The 23646-nt window shown below is 46.2% G+C and carries 18 protein-coding genes; 6 read left to right on the top strand and 12 right to left on the bottom strand.

The window, feature by feature from the left end:
• Nucleotides 1-7: 7 nt before the first annotated feature.
• Both ABIO93_RS13075 and ABIO93_RS13070 read right to left on the bottom strand, forming a co-directional pair.
• Entirely contained in the window at nt 8-3328 is a 3321-nt protein-coding gene (locus tag ABIO93_RS13075) for a DUF5107 domain-containing protein (RefSeq protein ID WP_348068269.1), read from the bottom strand.
• Between the two features lie 16 nt (nt 3329-3344).
• Nucleotides 3345-4709 carry a sugar porter family MFS transporter gene (locus tag ABIO93_RS13070; protein ID WP_348068267.1) on the bottom strand — a complete coding sequence of 455 codons (1365 nt, stop codon included), beginning with the start codon at nt 4707-4709 and terminating at the stop codon, nt 3345-3347.
• A 209-nt stretch (nt 4710-4918) separates the two neighbouring features.
• Here ABIO93_RS13070 and ABIO93_RS13065 point away from each other — a divergent pair, with 209 nt between their 5' ends.
• The 5 genes from ABIO93_RS13065 (at nt 4919) to ABIO93_RS13045 (ending at nt 12003) form a co-directional block, all read left to right on the top strand.
• Nucleotides 4919-7654, top strand: a complete 2736-nt coding sequence (locus ABIO93_RS13065) for a sugar-binding domain-containing protein (RefSeq protein WP_348068265.1) — start codon at nt 4919-4921, stop codon at nt 7652-7654.
• 208 nt (nt 7655-7862) lie between these two features.
• Nucleotides 7863-8915 carry a DKNYY domain-containing protein gene (locus ABIO93_RS13060; protein ID WP_348068263.1) on the top strand — a complete coding sequence of 351 codons (1053 nt, stop codon included), beginning with the start codon at nt 7863-7865 and terminating at the stop codon, nt 8913-8915.
• A gap of 215 nt (nt 8916-9130) precedes the next feature.
• The gene (locus ABIO93_RS13055; RefSeq protein ID WP_348068262.1) at nt 9131-10033 is read left to right on the top strand and encodes a hypothetical protein; all 903 of its coding nucleotides are present in this window, start codon (nt 9131-9133) and stop codon (nt 10031-10033) included.
• 42 nt (nt 10034-10075) lie between these two features.
• Nucleotides 10076-10894: an HAD hydrolase-like protein gene (locus tag ABIO93_RS13050; protein ID WP_348068260.1), complete on the top strand. Its 819-nt coding sequence runs from the start codon at nt 10076-10078 to the stop codon at nt 10892-10894.
• Nucleotides 10895-11028: 134 nt separating this feature from the next.
• Nucleotides 11029-12003, top strand: a complete 975-nt coding sequence (locus ABIO93_RS13045; protein ID WP_348068258.1) for a ketopantoate reductase C-terminal domain-containing protein — start codon at nt 11029-11031, stop codon at nt 12001-12003.
• On the opposite strand, the gene ABIO93_RS13040 is transcribed toward ABIO93_RS13045, so the two are convergent.
• From ABIO93_RS13040 to ABIO93_RS13030, 3 genes are read right to left on the bottom strand one after another with little or no spacing between them, the layout of a single operon-like run.
• The gene (locus ABIO93_RS13040; protein ID WP_348068256.1) at nt 11972-12388 is read right to left on the bottom strand and encodes a hypothetical protein; all 417 of its coding nucleotides are present in this window, start codon (nt 12386-12388) and stop codon (nt 11972-11974) included. The genes ABIO93_RS13045 and ABIO93_RS13040 overlap by 32 nt on opposite strands.
• A gap of 51 nt (nt 12389-12439) precedes the next feature.
• On the bottom strand, nt 12440-13189 hold the full coding sequence (locus tag ABIO93_RS13035) for a LytTR family DNA-binding domain-containing protein (RefSeq protein WP_348068254.1): 750 nt from the start codon (nt 13187-13189) through the stop codon (nt 12440-12442).
• Between the two features lie 3 nt (nt 13190-13192).
• Nucleotides 13193-16780 (bottom strand): two-component regulator propeller domain-containing protein, encoded by a 3588-nt coding sequence (locus ABIO93_RS13030; protein WP_348068252.1) that lies wholly within the window; start codon nt 16778-16780, stop codon nt 13193-13195.
• 320 nt (nt 16781-17100) lie between these two features.
• On the opposite strand from ABIO93_RS13030, the gene ABIO93_RS13025 reads away from it, so the two are divergent.
• On the top strand, nt 17101-17793 hold the full coding sequence (locus tag ABIO93_RS13025) for a DKNYY domain-containing protein (protein WP_348068250.1): 693 nt from the start codon (nt 17101-17103) through the stop codon (nt 17791-17793).
• On the opposite strand, the gene ABIO93_RS13020 is transcribed toward ABIO93_RS13025, so the two are convergent.
• The 7 genes from ABIO93_RS13020 to ABIO93_RS12990 form a co-directional block, all read right to left on the bottom strand.
• Nucleotides 17770-18390: a hypothetical protein gene (locus ABIO93_RS13020; RefSeq protein WP_348068248.1), complete on the bottom strand. Its 621-nt coding sequence runs from the start codon at nt 18388-18390 to the stop codon at nt 17770-17772. The two genes, ABIO93_RS13025 and ABIO93_RS13020, sit on opposite strands and share 24 nt — an antisense overlap.
• Nucleotides 18391-18394: 4 nt before the next feature.
• On the bottom strand, nt 18395-18892 hold the full coding sequence (locus tag ABIO93_RS13015) for a YbjN domain-containing protein (RefSeq protein WP_348068247.1): 498 nt from the start codon (nt 18890-18892) through the stop codon (nt 18395-18397).
• A gap of 134 nt (nt 18893-19026) precedes the next feature.
• Nucleotides 19027-19674, bottom strand: a complete 648-nt coding sequence (locus ABIO93_RS13010; protein WP_348068245.1) for a hypothetical protein — start codon at nt 19672-19674, stop codon at nt 19027-19029.
• Between the two features lie 11 nt (nt 19675-19685).
• Nucleotides 19686-20873, bottom strand: coding sequence for a hypothetical protein (locus tag ABIO93_RS13005; RefSeq protein ID WP_348068243.1), 1188 nt, complete (start codon nt 20871-20873; stop codon nt 19686-19688).
• A complete protein-coding gene (locus tag ABIO93_RS13000; RefSeq protein ID WP_348068242.1) occupies nt 20863-21090 on the bottom strand; it encodes a hypothetical protein in 228 nt (75 codons plus the stop codon). Before ABIO93_RS13000 ends, ABIO93_RS13005 begins: the two co-directional genes overlap by 11 nt.
• Nucleotides 21091-21129: 39 nt before the next feature.
• The gene (locus ABIO93_RS12995; RefSeq protein WP_348068240.1) at nt 21130-22650 is read right to left on the bottom strand and encodes a TPM domain-containing protein; all 1521 of its coding nucleotides are present in this window, start codon (nt 22648-22650) and stop codon (nt 21130-21132) included.
• Nucleotides 22651-22656: 6 nt separating this feature from the next.
• On the bottom strand, nt 22657-23502 hold the full coding sequence (locus ABIO93_RS12990; RefSeq protein WP_348068238.1) for a DKNYY domain-containing protein: 846 nt from the start codon (nt 23500-23502) through the stop codon (nt 22657-22659).
• Nucleotides 23503-23646: the final 144 nt, after the last annotated feature.

Here is a 23646-nt window from a genome sequence, read left to right as displayed (position 1 = left end):
TAACTGCTCACACGATCCTCAGATTCTTGATAATTTCAAGGTGAAGTCTTGTGCCTGCGTGCGAACAATCCAATGCCAATAGCTGCCTGAAAAAATCCTCTGCTTTTTGATAGTCTTCCAATCCGAGTAGTCCGAGGGCTATCACGTACAAGCAATGGATCCGGTTGAGCATATTCAGGTCCGAATCAAAGATCAGCAGATCGGGAAGTGATACTGCGAAATAATCCAGTGTCACGTCATCATTCATGTGCATTTGCCCGTACGCGACCAGCTTATGAAAGATCTGGTCAGCCTTTTCGTGCTCATTTAGTTTTTTCCAGGCGAGTCCCTGATAAAAAATTTTATCAGGCTGCTGATCATTATAAAAGATCGCTGCCGAGGGCTCGCTATTGCCTTTGGTTGCCTTCAAAAACCATTCATTTGCCTTTTCAATGACATTCAACCCTTCATACGCGCAGCCAAGCCAGTAAGAAATGTCATTTTCCTGTGCATCGGGCAGTTTACCTTCTCCCAGGTTATGCGGAAATACCTGAGCCGCCGTAAGCTGTTCAATGGCCTCCTGGAAGTCACCGTTGGCAATGTTTTCTCTCGACAGACCAATTAATGCCAGTACATATTGTCCAGAGACTTTCCCCTCCCCGCCTTCCCAGGGATGAAATTTTCGATTTTCGATTAATTCCAATGCTTGGCCATGCTGTCCTACCAGGTTACAAAGCGCAGCTATTTCAAGAAACAGATCATCTCTCCTATCCGCGGTTTCCTGGTGTTCTAGCAAAAAAGCCAATCGCTCTGTCACCGGCTTGTTCAACCGGAAGTAAAGCTGATTAACCTCCATCAATATACGCGCATCATCAGGATTGAGTTGGTATGCTTTTTCGAAATATTCCAGGGCGCGTTGCGTATCCTGTAACTTGTTAAAAACAGCGATACCCAAATTCCGCAAAGCAGTTGGAAAATCAGGATTTAACTTGATCGCCTGTTCCCACAAATGAATGGCTTCCTGATACTGGCGCTTATCGTAAAACAGGTTTCCCAGGTAGTATGATGCAAATCCGTCGGATGGATTATTTGCTATCGCTGTTCGCAAGGCTCCTATGTCTTCCAGTCTGTTGGGAAAACAGTAGTCGGTTATTTGGCCGCCAGCTATATGCAGATAGGCTGTCATTTCAGCCACATTGCCCATGCGTCGATAAACATCGGCAATGTGATAGTATACCATCGGGTTGCCGGAGCCTGCCCGTTCAGCGAGCTTTAAAAAATCCAATGCTTCCTCGTAAAGGCCGCACCAGACGTAATCCAGCGCATATTCGATGAAGTTATGGTCATCACTCCGTGCCAATTTTTGGAGTTTAGACAGGTCACCATCACCGGTACTATTTGCCTGCTCGATTTTGGCCAGCTCATAAAAGGCTCCCAGATTAAACCCGTCCCGACGTAATGCTTCGTTGCACACGGCGACAGCTTCTTCAAAGCGGCCAAGCACTCTTAAAACCGATGATTTAATGACATAAGCTTTGCTGCTTTTTGCATTGCGATCCAGTGAGTAGTTGATATGCCCCAAGGCCAGATTGTAATCTGTACGTTTCAGATCAATTTGTGCCAATGCTAAATACGCCACATCCTGCCAGGCCGACGACCAGGCAGCCTTATAAAACGCCCGATAAGCATCTTCCGTTTTTTCCTGAAACAACAGACTTAGCCCCAAATTATAATAGGGTTCTCCATCGTAGGGATTGGGATTTCGCCCGGTGGATGTTTCAATTGCTTTTTGAAAATACGTTTCTGATTTGTCAAACTGCCCTCTGCGAAGGTACCAGGTGCCCAGGGCATTGTTGTTACGGATATCTTTCGGGTCGCGGTGCAATGCTTCTTCATAGTACGGAACGGGGCTGTATGTGGCATGCCTGTATTGTTCCAAATGCTGACCAATCAAAAAAAGCTGCTCATTGTTCTCTACATCCGCAGGGGCAGCAGGTGCCAGTGCAGGAGTTGGAATGTCATTGGCACTGTTGGATGACGGATCGAAGCGGATTATTTCCTTGCCGGCACTATCCCAAATGATCAGCGCCAGTGCGTCTGCTTTTGCGTCCGCAGGCAAAACAATTTGTTGTTCGAAGATTTTTTCGGGTACAATGTCAACATTTGTTTCAAATAAAAGCGCTTCTTTCTGTTTTAAAGCAATCGTCAGGTTAAGATGCACGGACGTCACCAGGACCTGAATCTTCGCTGATCCAGCCAGCGTTTCCAGATTGAGCAACACATCTTTGGTCGCGTTTTTGACCACTCCTAATGCGTGGTAGGGCAGAAAATATTGGGTGAAAGATTTTTCTTCGTTCGGCATCAGCCAGGTAAAATCAGGTTGATTATCAGTGAACATACCGGTCATGAGCTCAATGTACGGGCCATCCTCGTCTGTCAGGTTACGGTCCCACGCCTGACCAAAATCACCATGCCCCCAGGTCCATTGTTTCTTGCCGGGCGATACGTGGTGATTGGCTACATGGAGCAACCCGCCTTTGCTATCATGCTCATAGCCACCAACAAAATCATATTCTGAATTAATGGCCATGTAAGAGGTAGGCACGGGAATATTGCGGTAGCGGCTTATATCCGTACCCGGCGAGTAATCCACTTTGTAATAGGTTCCGGTCGCGATAGGGAACGTCGATACATCTCTTTTACCGTGATCAAAAACCGCATTAACGTCCGAAGGGAACACCGATTGATAATCATCATTGACTTTTACCGCAGGATTGGCCCACCATAGGAAAGTCTGAGGAAGTGCGGTACGATTGTAAAGCTGTGCCTTAATTTCCAGATAGGCGCGGTTCGGGTACAGTGTAAAACCGGCCATTCCCTTGGTATGGAACATTTTTTCAATTTCGTTTACCCAAACTGTTTTACTCCCATCCGCATTTTCCTCGATCCGGTAATCGACATGCTCGAAGGTGGAAGGACGGTGATGCTGCGGCCAGTTGAACTCAATACCGCCCGAGATCCAGGGACCGGTCAAACCAACCAATGCAGGTTTGATCACCTGATTGTAATACACAAAATGCCGCTGTCTGAGTTTGTCGTATGCCAGTTGCACACGTCCTCCTATCTCAGGCAATATCATAATTTTCAAATACTTATTTTCCAGAAACAGTCCGGTATATTCTTTATCGATCCTGGTATCAAAGATCTTTTCAATAACGGGGTTGGGATAAACGACGCCGCTACTACCCTGATAAACCCTTTTTTCAAAAAACATGGGATTCCGCTCCTTTTCGCCCACTTCATAAGTAGGGATAGTCACTTTTGCTTCCCAGATTTGAACATGATCCATGCGATTATGCTTTTAATTAATGTCTGACGTAACTTTCTTCCAAATTTTCGAGTGTGCGCCCTTTCGTCTCGCTAACCCGTTTTTTGATAAATAAAAACCCTAACAGGCAAATGGCTGCGTAGAGATAGAATGGGCCATAGGTGCCCAATACCTTAGCAAGCACCGGAAATGTAAAAACAAGGATAAAATACGCGCCCCACAGCGAGACGGTCGCCACGGAAGTAGCTATACCCCGAATGTTGTTTGGAAAAATTTCGGTGATCAGTACCCACGTCACCGGGGCGAGCGAAGTGGCATACATAGCGATAGCGGCCAGTACCAGGAGCGATACCACCCACGGAGCGGCGCCATTCTGAAGTACAAAGGCCAGGGCAAGGTAAGTCACAGAAAGCCCCAGGGAGCCAATGAGCATAAGGGGCCTTCTGCCGAGCTTATCGACCTGCCACATGGCCACAATGGTAAAAATGAGGTTCACAATGCCTATCGTGACGGTTTCCATAAGCTGGCGATCCAGATCTGCACCAATGGATTCGAATATGGTAGATGTATAATTGAAGACTACATTGATCCCGCAAAGCTGTTGAAACACGGCCAATGTGATGCCCACAATAAGCGCAGGCCTGACCCCTTTTTGGAATAAGTCAGTAAACGACGCTTTGGGTGCGTTTTTCAACGAATGCTCAATGGCATGCTGTGTAACAGCTACAAAATGCTCATTCCCGATCTTGGACAGGATTTTGCGGGCTTTATCAGTTTGTCCTACCGTAATAAGCCACCGGGGACTTTCAGGAAGCCATATCACGCCTATCAGAAACAACGCTGCCGGTACGGTCCCAAGACCAAACATCCACCGCCACGCCTCAGGCCCTTCATCAGCCAGAAAATAGTTGACAAGATTAGTGACCAGGATACCAACCACAATGGTCAACTGATTGATAGACACGTTACGCCCGCGTATTTCCGCAGGAGAGATTTCTGCAATGTACATCGGGCTCAGCATGGATGCCATCCCCACTCCTATACCGGCCGCAAACCGCATGGCAACAAAAATCTGCAAACTATTGGAGAAGGCCATACCAAGAGAAGAAACTGCAAAAACGGATGCTGCTACAACCAGCCCATACTTTCGGCCATAACTGTCGGCAAGCTTCCCGGCAAACAGGCAACCGGCCATGCAGCCAAGCGCCAGTGAACCTGTCAGAAAACCCTCCCACCAAACGTCCAGCTGGAACTCGTTTCTTAAAAATGGCAGCGCACCCGATATCACTGCAAAGTCGAAACCAAACAGATAGCCACCCAAGGCGGAAATTAAAGAAATACCTACAATATACCCGCCATTGTAACGAACAGTCTGCTGGCTCACATCATCTATTTTTATCATATTCGGGAAAGTACTTTTGGGTTTGCAAAAATGCACAATAGAGATGCGCAGGAGAATGGATCAAAGCATTAAAAAAATGCATAATCTTCTGATCACACCAATTCAGAGGGTTGCTTAACAATAGGAATTTTATCCAGCTTTTCAATAAAATATGCTATGTAAATGTACGCGTGTGAATGGTATTTTTGCAGCCCATTACTGAATAATCCATGAGGCGAAACCTACTTCTTCTATTACTTGCAATTATTTTTCCAGTTTTATCCTACGCTCAAACCACCCTGTCACTGGCAGGCGAATGGGAAGTGGCATTTGATGCCGATGATGCGGGTTCACATCGCCAGGTCAGTCGTCCATTTCCTTATAAGATCCATTTGCCAGGTACTACGGACGAGCAAGGGTTGGGTGATTCACTTGCGATCACGCCTTCTCTCACCCGCGAGTCGCTTTATCAGCTGGCAAGACGTCATAAATTCATTGGTACGGCATGGTACCGGCGCAGCATTACTATCCCGCAGAACTGGCAAGGCAAGCAAATAGAGCTCATGTTGGAACGGGTACTATGGCAAAGCCGTGTTTTTGTGGATGGAAAGGCAGTGGACGGGCAACAGGAAAGTTTAACCGCACCCCACCGCTACGACCTCAAGGCGTTGATGATTCCCGGCAATCACAGCATTCTGGTGCGCATTGATAATAAAAAACAATACGATATCAGCTATCAAAATTTGGCTCACGCTTATACGGATGGCACGCAAACGATATGGAATGGCGCGATTGGCAAATTAGAATTGACTGCCTATGATCCCGTCAGCATTCGCCACGTCCGCACGGATCCGGACCAGGCGACGAGGTCGGTCAGGGTTAGGATGGAGATTTGTAACAAATCCGGCCGCGTTGTGGATGGGAATTTTCTGTTAAAAGCGCAGATCAATGGAAAGAGCATTCCCTCCAAAAATCAAACCATGCGGATAGATACCGGTCGGGCAATTGTTGAAACCATGTATGACCTCTCAGAAAACTTTCAGAAATGGGACGAGTTTTCGCCGGCAGTTTACCAATTGGATGCGTCACTCACCGCCGAGGGCAATGTCAGCAAATACCAGACCACATTTGGAATTCGGGCTTTGTCAGGAGAAAACAGTCAATTGCATATCAATGGTCGCCGGATATTTCTTCGTGGCACCCTGGAAAGCGCTATTTTTCCACTAACCGGCCATCCGCCTACCGATAAGGCTGGTTGGTTGAAAGTTTTCAGTACTGCCAAACTTTACGGTTTGAACCACATTCGTTTTCATTCATGGTGCCCGCCGGGTGCCGCATTTGATGTAGCAGATTCGCTGGGCTTTTATCTCCAGGTAGAGCTTCCGATGTGGAGCCTGCAGGTCGGCGAAGATCCCAAAGCCAACCGTTTCATCACCGACGAAGCATACCGGATTAGTCGTGAGTATGGAAATCATCCTTCCTTTTGTTTCTGGTCAATGGGAAATGAGCTGGAAGGAAATTTTGAATTTTTGAATAACCTGGTGGCAGGGCTGAAAAAATCCGACGCGCGTCATCTTTACACCACCACCACGTACAGTTTCCAGCCGCCTCACGGCGCTTGGCCAGAGCCTACGGACGACTTTTTCGTCACGCAGCAAACCAAACTCGGCTGGGTGCGGGGACAGGGAATTTTTAATCAACAAGCCCCTTCTTTTGTAGGCGACTACACCAGTTCGCTGACGGGCATGCCGGTACCCGTCGTTACCCATGAGGTAGGCCAGTACGCGATGTACCCAAATGTCGCCGAAATTAAGAAGTATACCGGCGTGCTAGCACCTCTGAATCTGATTGCAATCCGAAATGATCTTGACAAAAAGGGAATGCTGGCACTGGCAGATTCCTTTCTGAAATCAAGCGGAAAACTGGCTGTTTTGCTCTATAAAGAGGAAATGGAGCGGATTTTGCGAACGAAAGGTGCCAGCGGGATCCAGCTGCTGGACTTGCACGATTTCCCCGGCCAGGGCACCGCCGACATTGGTTTGCTTGATGCCTTTTGGGAAAGTAAAGGAATATTGTCCCCGAGCGAGTTCAGACAATTTTGCTCGCCTGTGGTCCCGCTGCTCCGTTTTGAAAAGGCCACATTTACTAACCTGGAAACCTTTCGGGCTACGGCTGAAATCGCCAATTTCAGTGCAGGACCATTGGCCAATGTGACGCCCGAATGGACATTAGCCGACGAGCAGGGCAAACCAATCGCCAAAGGAAAACTTCCTGCACAGACTGTGGGCGTTGGTAACGGATTGGATCTTGGTAAGATTGAGGTAAAGTTAAATGCGGTGAAGTCCGCCAGTCGCCTGACGCTGACATTAGCTTTGAAAAACACCGCATTTGTAAATTCTTGGCACTTATGGGTTTATCCCGCCAATGTACCCAATGAACCTGCTGACGTCATGATCACGCAGTCGGTGGACGAAGCACTGAAAGCATTGTCGCAGGGTCAAAAAGTCCTTTTCAATCCTGACTATCACCAACTGAAAGGTGTCCAGGGCAAATTCGTACCCGTGTTCTGGAGCCCGGTGCACTTTCCCAGCCAGGCGGGCACCATGGGAATCCTCTGCGATCCAAAACACCCGGCGCTGCGTTACTTTCCTACCGACTCTTTTTCCGACTGGCAGTGGTGGGACCTCTGCACCAGATCCACCGCGATGATTTTACCGGACAACAGCTTATCACCCATTGTGAGATACATAGACAATTTCGCCAACAACCGCCAGTTAGCAGGCATTTTTGAAGCAAATGTAGGCCAGGGTAAGCTTATCGTGTGCAGCTTCGACATTAGCAATGATGTAGGAAATCGCCCGGTTGCCCGCCAACTTCGTCATAGCTTGCTCCAATATATGAGCTCGGCCAGTTTCAACCCATCCGTAGAGCTTGCGAACACGGCGATAACATCTTTGATCAAATAAATAACCGCTTAGACAGCTTTTATATCCGCGCCTGCGGGAACGGTGTACTTTTTGTATACGTGGCTTTTTGGGATCCATAGCACTTCCATTTCTAACTTTGCATTCGTTAGAAAACGAGAACTTACATTCCTCCGCGATTATGCTTACTACATTCAAAATAATAAAATGGCTGCTTAAAACCTTCTTTTGGATTGTAAAGTCTTTGATTATGTCTGCATTTGGCTGGGATAGCGAAGAAAAGAACATCAAATTCAATGGTAAGGTTGTCACTGATAAAAGCTTACAGGTTTTAAACCGAAGATTTGCAAAAGACGCAACTCATGCCTACTACAAAGACCGGGCGTTCAGCTATGCCGATGTGCCCACATTTGAAGCACTGGACGAGCATTACGCTAAGGACAAAAACAGGGCCTATTACTGTAATGAATACCGGGAGGGCCAGAATTACTATCTGACCAAAAAACAGACGATCCTCACGATCGACAATGCGGATATTCCAACTTTGAGCAGCCTGGGCAACGGGTATGCAAAAGACAGCACGCAGGCATGGTTCCAGGGAATCGCTTTTCAGGTACAGCAGGTGTCGTCATTGGTGAGTATCAATACGCATTTTAGCAAAGATGATGTAGCGGCCTATTTAAATCAGCTCCCGATTGCTGGCAGTCAGGGGAAAACTTTTGAGCTTTTGGAAGATAATTTTGCCCGTGATGCTGTCAACATTTATTATTATGGGTATACCGGTGAGAGGCAGCACAATATCTGCATTCTGCCTTGCCAGAGAGCTTCGTTCCAGATTCTCGATTATCGCTACTCCAAAGATGATCACCACGTGTTCTTTCTCGGGTTTACATTGAAAGACGCTGACAGTAAATCGTTCGAAATACTGCCCGAAGGCTATGCAAAAGATAAAAGCTCGGTCTTTTTCCGGGAAAGGAAAGTGGCGGCCGCTGATCCGGAGACATGGGTAGTTTACAAAGAAAATGGGATGTACGGACATGATTTCAACTACGCCAGGGACAAATCTGCGGTTTTCATGGATGACCAGAAAATGAAAGATGCGGATGTAGCAACTTTCAAAGTGCTGGGAGAAAATTACGGCAGCGATAGTCAATATGTCTTTTACAAAACCAAAATTGTAAAAGGCGCCGATCCCGCCACTTTTAAAGTTTATCCCCACGATTTCGGGAACGCCGATTCCGAAGATGCCGGGCATCAGTTTCACGAAGGTGTAAAGGTAAAAACAAGCAAACAGTCCGCATAAATTCACGATAAAGGCACTAATTAGCCCAAAAACCCAGTTTGTATACATTTTGTGCACTTTCTGGCAGCAGGCGATCCATCTTTTGTATACCTGAAAAAATTGATGCAGGTCTCAATCCCACCTACGTTTGTATCGTCAATCGGAGCAGTATCAACGACACCGGTTTGACAGAAACAAATCATCATTTTATTTACAAAAATCGCTTAGTTATTGCCATGAAAAATTCAATGAAATACCTCGCCAAATGCGCCGGTGGGATCCTGCTCTTCGCTATTGCACTTACATCATGCCAGCAGGAAAATCTGGTAGCGCCGGACGAACCATCCATGGTCTCCTCCCCGAACATGCGGGAAGCAATGTCGCCAACAAAACCTAAGTTCTACCAACTGACCAAACGCGGGACTTCTACCTTATCCTATTACGACGATGGAAAATTGAAAAGAGTCACTTTCGGACCTGCTTATCACGGTACTTACGCGAGCTATATCGCGTACACTTATTCGGCCAACACAGTGGTGACGAAATTATATGGAAATAACAAGTTGCAGGAACAAACAACTTATTTGCTACAACCAGCCACAGGAAATTGCTTCGAGTCCCAGCATAAGGAATATGTGACATCCGGCCCCGTTCCAAATCTTGCAAAAGAAAGCAGTTACATCTATCAATATTCGCCAAAAGGGCAGTTGATGACCCGTAAAAACAAAAATTCTGCAAATGACTACACGGATTTCTTTTACGATACGGACGGCAAACTGAACAAAGTATCGCAGTATGGTGATTCGGGCAAAGGAAATGGTTCGGCTCCGATGTTGATAGTGGAATCCAACCTGATCTACACCCAATCTTCCGGTCAACCGCTTTTGGATGACCATTATCCCATCAATTGCGAATTCGCCAACATGCCTGATCCTTACCTGCGGGTTTTTGGAAAGCCTACCAAATATCTGGTAAAGCTCGTTACAGAAAAGGGCTCACTGGGTGGTAGATACTTCTCTTACACCCTTAATGCCGATGGCTATCCCGTTTCCAGACAAATGTATAATATATCCGGAGGCGCATTAATGCAAACCATCGACTACGACTATGTGACCACCGGCCTGTTCACTGGGATGTAATCGAGTATAGCGGCACACACTAAAAAGGAGGGCAACCAAAAATTGTCCTCCTTTGCTGTTTTCGTGGGGCTGGGTAGCGCTATATCACTCAACAAAGCTATCATTGAAAACAATGTGCTTGGTTCTGCCCAAGTGCCTTATTCGTCGATTCAATATGAAATAGTCACATTCCGACGGATTTTTTCCGTGCTGGATCACAATATTGTGTTTCTTGCTCCAAATCCTTCCACTATGATCAAATGCGTCATTTTCGACTTCGATGGAACCATAGCCGACTCCCAAGCAGTCTTTATTTCGGTCTACAATCAGATTGCCAAAAAATACAACTACCGACACATTGAACTAGAAAAGCTTCAACACCTGCGAATGCTGACTTTCAATGAGCGGTGCCGTTATCTTCGGATACCTATATACCGCATTCCATTTCTTGCAGGGGAGTTTTTAGCAACTTATAAAAAAGAGTTGCGGCAAGTAAAGCTGTTTGATGGAATGAAGGAGTTATTAGCAGACCTGGACGCCTCAGGTTTTGAAACTGCGATTATTTCATCAAATGACAAAAACAATATTTCAGAATTTTTGACGGACAATGGTATCCATTCACTAGATAAGGTTTACTGCAGTACCAGCCTATTTGGAAAACATAAACTGATCAAGGGATTTCTTAGAAAATACAAGCTAATGCCTGACAACATCTTATATGTGGGTGACGAAGTGCGGGACATCGTTGCATGCAAAAAAGCCGGGGTCAAAATCGCCTGGGTGGATTGGGGCTATGATTTAAAAGAAGCGGTAATGGATGCAGCACCTGACTACCTGATTTCAGATCCAGGTGAAATTATCACCCTGGTACGCGCTAAGTAATCAGCCACTTGTAGCAAAAAAAACCTTTCCGAACACTGTACCCAGCGTAATGCTCGAAACTGTGTCTTTATACAAAAGGAAAGCCTCACTATGTTTGCGAATAGCATCTGATCTTCATTGTTAAATCTTGTAAAATGGTAGCCAGTAAGCACGTCGGCATTGAAAACGATATATTCATTATCGGTAATGGAGTGATCGCGAAGGCGCTCGCGGTTGCGCTGGCTTTAAATGGGAAGAATGTGACCATTATTCGTGGCTCAGTTGATGAACCGGGCATTTCCCGTGAACACATTCAGGTAGAAACAGGCGGCGAAACATTGCAGGCCGATGTCACAATCAGCTCTTTGAGCAACTACGAGAAACTGGAAGGCATCATTCTACTGACTAATAAATCATTTGGAAACCCTCAGCTGGCTCTTAAATTACAGCTGAAAGCTAAATCCGCTCCGATTGTATTCCTTCAAAATGGCCTGCATATTGAAAAATGCTTTATTGATCTGGGTTTTGACAACCTCTACCGCTGTGTATTATTTACAACCAGCGAATCAACTGGCAAAAATAGCGTGAGATTTAAGCCCGTTGCTGTCTCGCCCATCGGGTCTATCAACGGCTCACAGGAAATACTGGTACGGGTTGTTCAACAGATAAATACCACCATTTTCGCTTTCAGGGCTGAGCCGGATATACAACCGATCATTTGGAAAAAGGTCATCAGTAACTGCGTGTTTAATTCGATATGTCCCCTATTGGAAACCGATAACGGCATATTCCAGCGAGATGATTCCGTGATGGAAATTGGGAAAAAAGTGATTCGTGAATGTCTCGCCGTCGCAGCGCATGATGGTATCCATTTGACGGAAGAAGAAGTAATTCAAAACGTGCTGATGATTAGCAAATTTTCAAATGGTCAGAGAATATCTACCTATCAGGACATTCTGAATAAACGGCAAACGGAAATAGGATCATTGAATTTTGCGATTGCAGACGCGGCCAGCCTCTTAGAAAATACGCCTGTTCCAATCACAAAGCTGTTAGGCGAGCTGACTAAAATCAAATCCGAACTTTCCCTGACAGCTGCTAACGTTCCTGATGATCTAACATTAAAATAAGGTGATTGCGGTTGGCCGGATTGAATTTCACCAATACCTTGGTACCTGTGACGGGGGGATCCTGGGTTGTTGACACGTCAAAGTTCAGTTCAGAGATAAAATTCCTTCCTTGCTTGGGTTTAACATGAATGTAGAGCTTGACCCGGCTTTCATCTTCCAACGCAGCATCTGCGGGGCCTGTACTGATGACGATCCCCTCTGCTAAAACTTCCCTTGCACCGCTACGGCTAGCGGCGCATTTGCCCGATTGCCATTTTTTAAATATATATATTACAACCACTGCAGCTACGGTGGCCACAATCAGCCATTCGCCAAAATCCGTTATCTCCACGCCGAGTACCTTCATAAAAGCATTTTCTTTTACACAAAGAACATAAGCTTTCATAGGGGCTTCACCATGAAAATAACCCTACGGCTGATTTCGTTTACCAACCGGTTAATTTCTGACAGGCAATTGACGGATCACTTCTTCTTTTTTGCGGCGGGATATTTCCACCCTTGCCCCGTCGAGCAATTCAAGCACATCATGGTCAGCCATTAATTTGCTGACGAATTTAGGGTTCACCAAATGGGACTTGTGGGTGCGTATAAAACCAAATTCATCGAGCATTTCTTCATAGTATTTCAAGGTCCTGCTCGATAAAACAGCATTTTGGCCTTTGATGAATATATTGGTGTAATTGCCCTCTCCCTGCAACCTGATGATCTCATTCAACGACAGAAATGCTACTCCATCCTGGTAGGGAATGGCCAGCCGGAATTCATTGGCTTTTTTGTGGGCAATATTTTGGATCAGGTTATTATACAATACCCCATTTTGTTCGCTACCCTGCTTTTTCAAATACCTGTTGACGGACGCCCGCAGCTCGTCGGGATCCACGGGTTTGAGCAGGTAGTCCAATGCGCTGAAACGGATTGCCTGAATGGCGTACTGGTTATAAGCAGTCGTAAAAATAACTTCAAACTGGGGCCGGTCCAGCGAACGGAGCAGATCAAAACCATTTTTCCCAGGCATCTGCACGTCCAAAAATACAATGTCTGCTTTAAAGGTTTTCAGCATCAACAACGCCTGATCAACGGATTCTGCCTCCCGGATTTGTGTAATTTCTTCAATTTTGTTTTCAAGATAAAAAGCCAAAACGCTCCTTGCCTTGGGCTCATCGTCAACAATAAGGGCCTTGATCATGGTCTAGTTATTATTTAAATAGGTTGAAAGCTCGATCCTGACCAATGTGCCTGAAGGCTCCCCTTGCGGACCATAATTATCAATGATTTCAATTCTTGCATGATTCCCCTGCCGGGCCAAAAGGTCTATCCGGTCCTGGCAAATCTTTAGGCCTTTGGATTCGTGGCCACTCGTGTTGCTGGACTCCTCCTTGAACTGCATGGACCTCTCCCTTCCAATTCCATTATCTTCCACTTCACAGACAAAAACCTCCTCACTGATCTTAGAAAACCCCACCCGCATCTGCCGCTGGCCTTTTTTATGCATCAGCCCGTGCCAGATGGCATTCTCGACATAGGGCTGCAAAAGCATGGAAGGGAGCAGAATATTGTCGTCCGATAGAGCAGGATCGATCTGTATTTCGTAGGAAAAACTATCTTCAAACCGCATCAGCTCCAGTTGAAGGTAAAGTTCCAGCACCTGGTGTTCTTCCTCTACCGATACCAGGCTCTTACCGGAATTGTTGAGCACCAGGCGGAAGAGTTTGGCGAACTTATTGAGGTAAGTACTTGCCTCATTAAATTTCTGCCGGACGATACATTCCTGGATACTGTTCAGGCAATTAAAGACAAAATGCGGGTTCATTTGCGCCCGCAATGCCATCAACTGGCTCTCTGCTAACATCTTATTGATTTGCAGCAGCACAATTTCCTGCTGCTGGCTTTGCGCACGCGCCATGGCTTCTGCAATTTTATTGGCGCTAATGGCCGCAATCATCGAGACCACCCTCAGGTGCTCAGGCGTATAAAAATGCTTTTCCGGGTGCTCCGAGTCAATCACTCCGATTACCTGTCCTTCATGGATAATGGGTACTGCCAACTCCGATGATCGCTGCTCGTCGTCGACAATATACCGGGAGTCTTTGCGGGTATCCCCGATCAGTAATGGAAGCCCGCTGGCGGCCACAGCCCCGACGATGCCTTCTCCCACCTGTAATTCAATGGGATTGATAATTTCGTAGTCTTTGGGGCTTTTAGGGCCGTATGCGGCCATTTGTAGCAGTTTACCCGTTTTTTTATCGAGCAAATACACCACGCAGTCTTCAAAATGAAGTTTGGAAATACAATTCCGTGCAATGTCCCAGCAGATCTCATTGACCGTATTTTCGCCATAAACACTATTGGCAAAATAATCGAGGGTTTCGTCCAGAAGCATTTTTTGCTTCCTTTTAAGGTATAACAGCCAGATCCAGTAAAGCCCGCCGGCTACCAATAAGCAGCAGCAGACGATAAACCACCAGGTCTGCCACCAGAATGGCAGTACATGCAGGGTTAATGCAGCGGCCTTAGTCATCCACCGGTCATTTTCATCGGTACTACGCACCATGAAACGGTAAGTCCCCGGTTTCAAATTGGTATAGGTAGCAGTAATACTTCTTCCCACATACACCCAATCCTCGTCGATCCCTTCCAACTGGTAGCTGTATTGGAGCGAGGGAATATCACGATGTCCCTGTGAGCCAAATTGAATGGTAACAAAATCCTCGTCAGGGTTAAGTTCGAGCCTGCCCTGCCGGGCGAGGTTTAACTTCTCCTGCCCAAAGACCTTCACCGAAGTAATCGCCGGTGGGTTCGTGACCGGGACACCTGCAAAGCGTAATGGATTGATCACGACGACATGGTCGAGCATCACCGCATAGACTTTACCTTTTACCACGGTAATGTCGTTCCAGTAATCTTGCAGGGTCTTACCCAGGTCAATATCGATCTTGGAAAGGTTTTTAGCCACCGGATCATAGCTGATCAGCCCCTCACGCGTTGCTGCCCATACAAAACCCTTGGCGTCGATGTCCATGGAAGATACCTGGTCATGGGGCAAACCCATTCCGGAATTCAGGCTATCAAGCAGCTTGCCTTGCTGATCGATTTTCACCAGGCCATCGGTACCCACCGCAGCCCATATATCTCCTTCTTTGTCAGCGATCATTTTGTAAACTTGCTGCCCTTTGAGTGCAGGGCTGGCTACAACAGAAAATCGCTGTGAAGATGCACTGAACCGCAACAACCCCTGTGTTGAGTTGGCAAACATTACATCATTATTTTCCAGAGCCAGGAAACCGTAGGAGTTGGTAAAGTCAAACAACCCATAAGCAGGGTCTTTCCCGTCGAAACGGGTACAAATTTTCCTGGTAATGTCGTAGCGGTAAATCGCATCATCGAGTATTTTGAACCAGATATTTCCCTGGCGATCCGTAAAAACGAAACTTGCCAAACGGTTGGCAAGGCCACTTCTGGCTTGTTCAAATCTTTTCAGTTTAGATGCCCCCGCGGCAAGGGTGTAAATTCCGTCGTGGCCAGCGAACCACCAACCGTCTGTCGCTTTTGCGGCCATCACAAACCGGTTATCGCGCATGCTTCGGCTGGTTGTAATATACCGCTGGAACGACCGGTCGGTAGTATGAAAAACGACAATGCCATCTTCCTTGCACGCGACGATATCCTGGCCGTCTACTGTGATCGAATTGGCGTGCGAAAAGCCCGTTTCCAGAAAAAACGGAAAACTTGGCAATTTATAAATTGCTTCAATGGGGCTCTGTGAAAGGGTTTTGCTGACACCGTTGATAGTAGCAAGCCAAACATTGCCTTGCGGGTCTGAGATGACATCCCTAAAATGTCCGTAGGCAATAGTATAGGCCTGGTCCTGGCTATATTCCAATTTTTTTATAGCTTTTCCAGGTTCTTTTAAAAATGCCGCAAAAAGCCAGGTGGAGATCCAAAGACGATCCTGATGGTCTACAAAAATGTAATTGCAGCCTTCCCCGATGGCCTTACCATCCAGTTCGAGATACGTATCCGTCTTCCCGGAACGAAAGTCCCAATAATTCAGCGACGGATCAGAATCGCATCCGTACCAGACATTGCCCCGTTTGTCCACTGCAATAGCCTGTACCAATTCCCTTTCCAAAATCGGGATTTTCAATGGGTTATAACCTTTGAAATACACCTGCCCTTTTTTGCAGTCCACAAATGATGGTCTATCTCCCGCAATCCAAAATCCGTTGCGCGTCGTGTCCCATACCATCGTCGAAAAACCGTTTTGGCTCGCTTCAAAACCGGCAGGGAACCGCAGAACCGACGATGCCGGCAAAAGCTTTCCTTTGTCAAAAATGAAAATATTCGATTGTGTTAAGATCCAGATCCTGTTTTGATTATCTGATTCGATACTCAACACGGCTTTGCGGGAGAGCAGGGCAAATCTGGGATCGGTCAAGAAATGCCCGGATCTTTTATCAAAGAGTAGCACTCCGTCTCTCAGGCCAAGCAGCAGCGTGTCATGACCGGTAAATTCATGGATCGCGTTTACATCGTTACTTCTTTGCTTACTGGCCTGCGGATATTGTTTGACCACCGCGCCATCGTACCGGTTCAAGCCATTGGCAGTACCAATCCAGAGCATTCCCTGTGCATCTTTGTACAAACAGCGCACATTTTTGGCACTCAGGCCATCCTGGCGTCCTATATTCTGAAAGACGGTTTGTGCGTCGGCAACCCTGGAAAGACAGGCCAGCTGCCAGGCAAAAAAAAGCAACAAATACGTTTTTCGGCACGCCATAAACATTGAAATAAACCTGATACTGACCAGCTATACGGATCGCAGGGTTTTTATCAACAATTACCAAATAAATTTTCACTTGTGCCGTCTCACTTATTTAACGGTAGCGAATGGAGATTTACCGGTATGGCACTAGCGTATTTTTCTCCACCACTGGCAACAGGCGTCCTTTGCTTCTGCTTGTACGCCGTTAAATAGTTGAAAGTTACCACTGCATCAATGTTTTTGGCGGATAAGCCATTATGGTTGAAGATTTGTAGAACGCCATGAAAAATAATAAGTCACCCCTTGAATGTAATCCTAAACATTACTTATCTCCAATGAAAACGGTCCTGATCATACTGCCCCTGGTCGGGCTGTTTTTTTTAGTCTCTGGCTTTCTCCCCCTTCTTTTCGCCCCACCATCCCAGCTCGCTATATCATCCATTTCCTATGAAAACTACTTTATCCGGCACAAAGAGGTTTACTACTGCGGCGATCTGGGAACCCCAAAACTGATCCGTGAAGCCAGTTCCAAAACCTTTCAGGTACTGACAGCACGATTTGGGCACCAGGAACTCTCTTCACTATACGCACGAGATTCCGAAAGGGTCTATTTTAAAGGGAAACCAGTTCCAAGTGCCGATCCTGTCAGTTTCAAAGTCCTGGGCTATGATTTGGGCTGCGATAAAAAAAGTGTTTACAAAAAATACCAGATCCTTACCACAGACGTCAAAAATTTCAAATGCCTGGATGAGTACCTGAGCAAAGACAGTAAAAACGTATTTCTTAATGAGGAAATCATTTCTGGCGATGCCTCCCATTTTCAATTCATTTGCCAGTTGCAAGATCTATCCTGCTATAAAGATCGATTCGCGGTGTACGTCGGCGGCAAAAGCTACAAAGTGAAGGACATTGAGGGCTTTCTTCACCTCGAAGGCCGCTGTTTTAAAGACCGCTTGGCCTTTTATACCTTGGACAAAAACGGTATGCGTGAATCGGATTTAACATTACTTTCCGAAAATCTCAAATAGCTTCGACATAGTAGCGTAATTTCTCAGTGACTTCGTAGTGCTGCTTTGGGCATCGTCGAGCACAATTTTTCCGTTTTCGTCGGTAACGTATTCGTAAATCGAGCCGTCCCCATGTGCGTGAACGCGATACTTCCGAAGAAAAATCCAACACAAGCTTCCGATCAGAAACAGCAGGCCCGGAAAAAAAAGAATGTAAATGTTGTCGCTTAACTGGCGCTGGTAGCTGCTTTTTAAAAAGACAACATCAGAATGCGGACTGTATAAAACTGCCGCCGGTTTCCCCTCAGAGACCGACGCGAACTCGTCAACCGAAACGCCTCCCATTTGCCTTCTGACAATCATTTTACCGTTTTGGTCCTTGAAACGAAATTCAATGTCATCGGCAGTTTTTTTAAGAACAACCGCCTCAGTCGCCGCACCATTTTTTTCAACATCTTTCAGGTCGGCATAATCAATGTACCACCAATAAAATACTGCCAGGCTGGTGAAGAAAAACAGCGAGAAAAGTCGGAACCCAAGCGTATTATATTTTCGCAGCACGAAAAAATAATACGCCATCAAAAAGATTCCGGCACAGAGGGTTTGAAAAGTTGTCATGGTGTTAGTTTGACCAATTCGGGAACTGTGCTTTCAGCTGATCGTCCAATTCGTCGGCCCAAAGTTCGAGATCGATAATGCAAGTCGTAAGTTCCTGGTAATCCATTCCTCTGACGTCCCGCTCGTACGTCGCATAAACGGTCTGCGTATTGGGCGCTATGCATAACTTCACACCAAGCCTTTTGTCGTTCAATTCCAGTAAATGACGATAGAAATTAAGCAGATTATTGGTCGGAATTTCCAGGAGCGGAGAGAAAATACGCAGGTAATCGCGGCGATTACCATTGTCAAAATTGATGGTTTGAATAAATACTTCTATCGTCGCCGAGCCGTTTTTCCAGATCCAGTTGTTGTTTTTGGGATTGAAGGTTTTTTCTTTGGTCAATCCAATCGACTCAACATAGTTTTGAATCATAAAAGTGACGCGGTTGTACTGCTCGTTCTGCAACGCAGCCTGAGCTTCACTGGGTTTGGCTGGCGTCGGGTTTTTGATAGGCTCCATGGAACGTGATGCTTTTTATGAAATGGTTGAGTTTGATGAATTAAAGGTAAGGTCGCCGGCATGTCGAAATGAAGCAACTACACTGATTACCACTTTGGCTTTATAGCTGGCGGAAAGCACCTTAAAAACGGCTATCAACCTCCGTAGTGGCGCTCCACATTGGTAGATCCTGCGAATTCATCTTTTACAGACAGATTGTAAAGCTTTTTGAACTTGCTGCGTGCCGCCAGCACATCGGGACGGATGGTATCCAGCGCTTTTTTCATTGCGAACCGTCCATTCACATTGTCAGCCCAGAAGCCATCCCCCAGGCCCAGGCTACTATTAATGACGAGCGTCAGCAATCCGTTATCCTTCGTGGCGCGGTCCGACAAATCAGCAATCTCCCATGCAATTGACATGTATTTCAACGATTTGATCCGATCCTGTTTGATATTAAATGCAGGGTTGTCCTGTGCGTAAATGACTGCCAATTTTACATAAGCCAACGGGTCCATGTATAGACTTAGTGATGCTTCAAGTGCGTCAACAGCCTTTTTTCCGGCCGCAGGATTGTTTTCTGGAAGTGGCACTTTGAGGAAAGTATAATAGGACGCAAGGCCCTTTTTAACCGTTATTTCAGTTGGCGATGCGGTAATCTTTTGCACGGCATTGAAGTCTAGCGCCTTGATCTGATCTCTGGTAGCCGGATAATTTTTAAGATCCAGAGCTGAATTGGGTGCTACTGCAGGGTTTCCAAAAAGGCTGAACATAGTGCTGAGTGTAAACATTAAAGTTGTCATTAGTCAAGTAATTATAGATTTATGAATGGAATTAAACTGGTAATTGATTCGCTGTGAAAATGCGTTCGCGACAGGGCGCTCCGGGTTTGGGGGTCATAATGTACCCAGTAATCATAGAGTAGCTTCCCTGGCTTCTTCGAATCGGCTTCTTTAAAATGAAGGAACACTCGGTTATCAGCGGTAATAAAAGCGCCATTAATGACTGTTTCCTTAAAGAATGGCAGATCGAATTCTTTGATCGGTTTACCGGTAACGCTGTTCACAATACGCACGCTATTTTGGGAGCCGTCCGCATGCCTCGAAATAATTGTCAACTGGTCACCCATTTCAGAAAGCTGGCCAAACAGGAAATGACCATCAATGCGCCAGATTTCTTTTTGCGTGAATGGATCAATGCGCCGTACAAATGCGTTGGTCCTTTCAAAAAACCGCTCTTTGCCCAGTGGAAAATAAGTACCTTCGGTCACGCCTCGATACAGTTCCTGTCCGGTTTTGAGCGAAACGATCTGATATGAATGGCCTTCTCTTATTTTTTGTTCCGGGTTAATTACCATCACTTTATCACCGGAAACGACAGGTCTGTGTTCAATGGTCACAATCTGTTTGACGGGTGGTAAAAACCATACTGTTTCATTCGTGAGCCAGTTTTTGGCTGTGATACCAATGTGCAGTGTTGTGTCTATAACGCCTTCTTTGTCTGTGATAACACTTCCATAAAGCGGCTTGGTGGTAATGTAAACGAGGTCCGTGAACGCCATTCCCACGTAAAGGCTCGACGGGTGGGTTAAAGCATCGGGTTGGGGCGAAACTTTCCGGGTGGTCCTGCCAGTAACCGGATTGATAAAATATACCGTCGATTCACCGGGTTCATACATGAGTATCTCCTTGTCTGTCTGGCCGATGAGCTCACCGGAAAAGTTGATGCTCCATAGCATCTTTGCAGTCTTGCGGTCAAATCCGGTCACCTCCGACCTACCAGAACCTTTTCTTCGCAGCCCGGTGATGATTGATGGATCCGGGGAAGCCTCGTAGATCAGTCCGTTTGAATACGGCAGCGGAATATCTATCGGTTTGATTGTTAGGTTGGTCCCGAAATATGGTTTTGGAGCCGAATCTGGGATGTATTCGCGAAAAAAACCTATTCCTCCAATCAACAGAGCGATTAGCACCACCAACCCGGCGATCAATTTAATCATCATTTTTATTTTGTGTCAAAATGTATTGTTCGATAATCCAGTTTTCCGCCACTTCTCCTGTCACCTGACCCAGCCCGCGTATGTAAGCTTTTTCAAAATCAGGTTCACTTTTCAAAAAAACGTCATAACCCGTGCCCTGAAAGCAGCCTACCTCAAAAGGCGATTCCATTAGAATGCGTGCTCGTTCGGTTTCCGACAGATTTTTAATTTGTTTCTGCACAGACTGGTTTTTAAAATATTTCCCAAACCACATATTGTACTACCAGCTGCTACCGGCGCCACCGCCACCAGAACTTCCGCCTCCCCAGCTGCTGCTGCTGGATGAACTGCTAGAAGAACCGCTCCATGAGCTGCTGCCCGATGAAGAATAAGTGTGGGACGAATTAACGTTTGAGGGAGTCGCGGCAACGATCATGGCAATGACGTATTCGGTTTCGCGGTGATGGCCGCAGGCTTTACAGGTGTATTCTTTCAAGCCGCTTCCTTCCTGATCCTTTGTTGCTTCCTTCACAATCCGGTCACCCGTAAAGTACATGGCTTTTGAATTACACTTGCTGCAATATTCGTACTTTGTTCCGGCCATGTTATCATACCCGACTAGTTGCATGATATGATGCTTTTCATTGCGCCATAGGTCATAGTCGACGGTTTCCAGCTCTTGCTCTACTTTCTGATAGTCTGATAGAAAAGCATCCCGTTCATTTTTTTGTGCTTTGGTAAGCACAAAGCCTTCCGATGTCTGGCGGGAATGATTCCGCAAGTGATTCAATGCCTTGTTATCCTGAATTTTTAACCAGACAAAAGGGATTGGAAAAACAATGATATTCAGCCAGTTATTAAAGCCCGATGCCTTTTCGCGAGCGTAACGTTCGGGTTCAGTTGAGTTCGAAAAAAGCTGTTCAAATGCATTTTTTCTTCTCCTGCGACCGTCCCACGCAACCGCACCTGCATATATATACATGATGGTTAACATTTGCCAGCCCTGCAAGGACAATGGCGCACGCAATTCGATCACAATCCAGCCCAGAATGAGCGGCACTACCATACGTAGCCCAAAACCCCAGGCCCATCGCCCTTTGGCTTGCGATACAGCTTTTTCGATCTGATCCGCAACCGGGTTTCTTTTCTTTGCTAAAAACAAAATCCCTCTATACACAAACAAACAGGGCACGAATAGCAGGAAAACCACAAATATGCCCGAATCTTCAAGCGGTTTGCCTGGATCATACTTTGAGTTGTCGTATACCTCTGCTTTCGCCTCTGGTTGGCTGATCAGCCGCGCGATCTCTCTGGATGCATCGATTACCGCACCATCAAAATTCCCAGTCTTAGCCTGCGGGACCATTTTTTCAACCTGTATCCTTTTGCATACTGCGTCGGGAAGAATTCCTTCCAGGCCATAACCCGTTTCCATCTCGATCCGGTGCTGATCATTGACGAGCAGTACCAAAAGACCATTATTTTTCTGCTGATAACCCAGGCCCCATTTTCTGAACAATGCAGTGGCAAAGTCCTTGGGAACCGCGTCGCCTATCGAATTGACACATACGACGGCCACTTGCGCTGTCGTGGAATCTTCCAGCATCCTGAGTATCGAGTTGATCTGCTGCACCGCTTCGGCACTTAGTATTTTGTCAGGATTGCTGACGTAATCCGGACTGCTGCTTTTCTTCGGGTTGGGGACTGTTTCAATCGTGTATGCCTGTGCATAGCCGCGAATTCCCGACAGCAAGAGCAGAAAAAACAAACAAATCCGGGTCAATGTAATGTTTTGATTCATGGCAGATTATTTTTTTGCAGTGGCGGGGCGGCCGGATGAATAGATTCCATTTTTATCACTGGCTAGCAGGTATCCCGTTTCCTTAAATGTAGCGACATCAGCACCCTTTACAATGAAAGCACTGTAATAGACGTGGTTCTTATCTTTCGCATAATTTTTGTCAATGCCTTTAAAGGTAGCGAGGTCAACATTTTCAATTATGCTCCAATGTGTGTATTGGCCCATTTCCAGGCCCCATGCCGCATTTTTGTCAGCAAAGTTAAAATCCGATACTTTTCGGAATGTACCGCCATCGGCACCTTCCATCGGCTTATCCTGAAAGTACACACGATAGCGGTCATACGTCAGGTACTGGCCATTAAACATGGGGACAAAAGTGAATGTAGCCGGATCTGCACCTTCCAGCACGAATACATCTTTGAAAACCTGTTTGCTATCATGCGCATAGGGACTGCCTTCCATTGTAATATCTGGCCTGATTTCATTGGGATCAGGTACGATTTTGAAATTTAAGCCGTCGCGGCTGATCAGCTGGTCTCTCGAATATCCGTGCGTTTTGTCTTTTGAGTATCCTCCCGACAGGTACATGAATGTGGCTGGGTCGGCTTCGGGGATGATGCCCGTAAGGTAAAAAGCGTGGTTTTTGTCTTTGCCAAATTCGTCGTTTATCGCTGTGAATGACTTCGCATCCGCTTCGTATATGATAGTCCGGGATGCCGGAAAACCTCTGTAAATGACGACTTCACCTTTTTCAACCCGGTAGCCTTTCCAGCTGCTTGGCCCGCAGCTCAGCAGGTAGACTCCTACGAAGATGAGTGAAATGTAAATGAAAATCGAGGCCATTTTTTTCATGATACAAAGAGCGAAGCAGCAGTAATTAAAAAATAACCAGTATAGAAAATGTAACTAAGGTAATGACGATCAATGCAATCCAGTCAAACTGCGTTTCCAGGAAATGACGACATCGCCGGGAAAATTTCCGCATTTTTATTTCTC

Origin of the sequence: Dyadobacter sp. (assembly GCF_039919315.1) — a bacterium.
Classification (GTDB): Bacteria; Bacteroidota; Bacteroidia; order Cytophagales; family Spirosomataceae; genus Dyadobacter.
Note: the sequence above shows the minus strand (reverse complement) of the source record. Positions and strands in the feature narration are given on the sequence as shown.

Coding starts and splice junctions, on each gene's coding strand:
- ABIO93_RS13060 (WP_348068263.1), top strand. CDS start 7,863: ATGTCTGCATTTGGCTGGGATAGCGAAGAAAAGAACATCAAATTCAAT.
- ABIO93_RS13045 (WP_348068258.1), top strand. CDS start 11,029: ATGGTAGCCAGTAAGCACGTCGGCATTGAAAACGATATATTCATTATC.
- ABIO93_RS13010 (WP_348068245.1), bottom strand. CDS start 19,674: ATGACAACTTTAATGTTTACACTCAGCACTATGTTCAGCCTTTTTGGA.
- ABIO93_RS13035 (WP_348068254.1), bottom strand. CDS start 13,189: ATGATCAAGGCCCTTATTGTTGACGATGAGCCCAAGGCAAGGAGCGTT.
- ABIO93_RS13025 (WP_348068250.1), top strand. CDS start 17,101: ATGAAAACGGTCCTGATCATACTGCCCCTGGTCGGGCTGTTTTTTTTA.
- ABIO93_RS13030 (WP_348068252.1), bottom strand. CDS start 16,780: ATGGCGTGCCGAAAAACGTATTTGTTGCTTTTTTTTGCCTGGCAGCTG.
- ABIO93_RS13040 (WP_348068256.1), bottom strand. CDS start 12,388: ATGAAAGCTTATGTTCTTTGTGTAAAAGAAAATGCTTTTATGAAGGTA.
- ABIO93_RS12995 (WP_348068240.1), bottom strand. CDS start 22,650: ATGAATCAAAACATTACATTGACCCGGATTTGTTTGTTTTTTCTGCTC.
- ABIO93_RS13070 (WP_348068267.1), bottom strand. CDS start 4,709: ATGATAAAAATAGATGATGTGAGCCAGCAGACTGTTCGTTACAATGGC.
- ABIO93_RS13020 (WP_348068248.1), bottom strand. CDS start 18,390: ATGACAACTTTTCAAACCCTCTGTGCCGGAATCTTTTTGATGGCGTAT.
- ABIO93_RS13065 (WP_348068265.1), top strand. CDS start 4,919: ATGAGGCGAAACCTACTTCTTCTATTACTTGCAATTATTTTTCCAGTT.
- ABIO93_RS13075 (WP_348068269.1), bottom strand. CDS start 3,328: ATGGATCATGTTCAAATCTGGGAAGCAAAAGTGACTATCCCTACTTAT.
- ABIO93_RS13055 (WP_348068262.1), top strand. CDS start 9,131: ATGAAAAATTCAATGAAATACCTCGCCAAATGCGCCGGTGGGATCCTG.
- ABIO93_RS12990 (WP_348068238.1), bottom strand. CDS start 23,502: ATGAAAAAAATGGCCTCGATTTTCATTTACATTTCACTCATCTTCGTA.
- ABIO93_RS13005 (WP_348068243.1), bottom strand. CDS start 20,873: ATGATGATTAAATTGATCGCCGGGTTGGTGGTGCTAATCGCTCTGTTG.
- ABIO93_RS13015 (WP_348068247.1), bottom strand. CDS start 18,892: ATGGAGCCTATCAAAAACCCGACGCCAGCCAAACCCAGTGAAGCTCAG.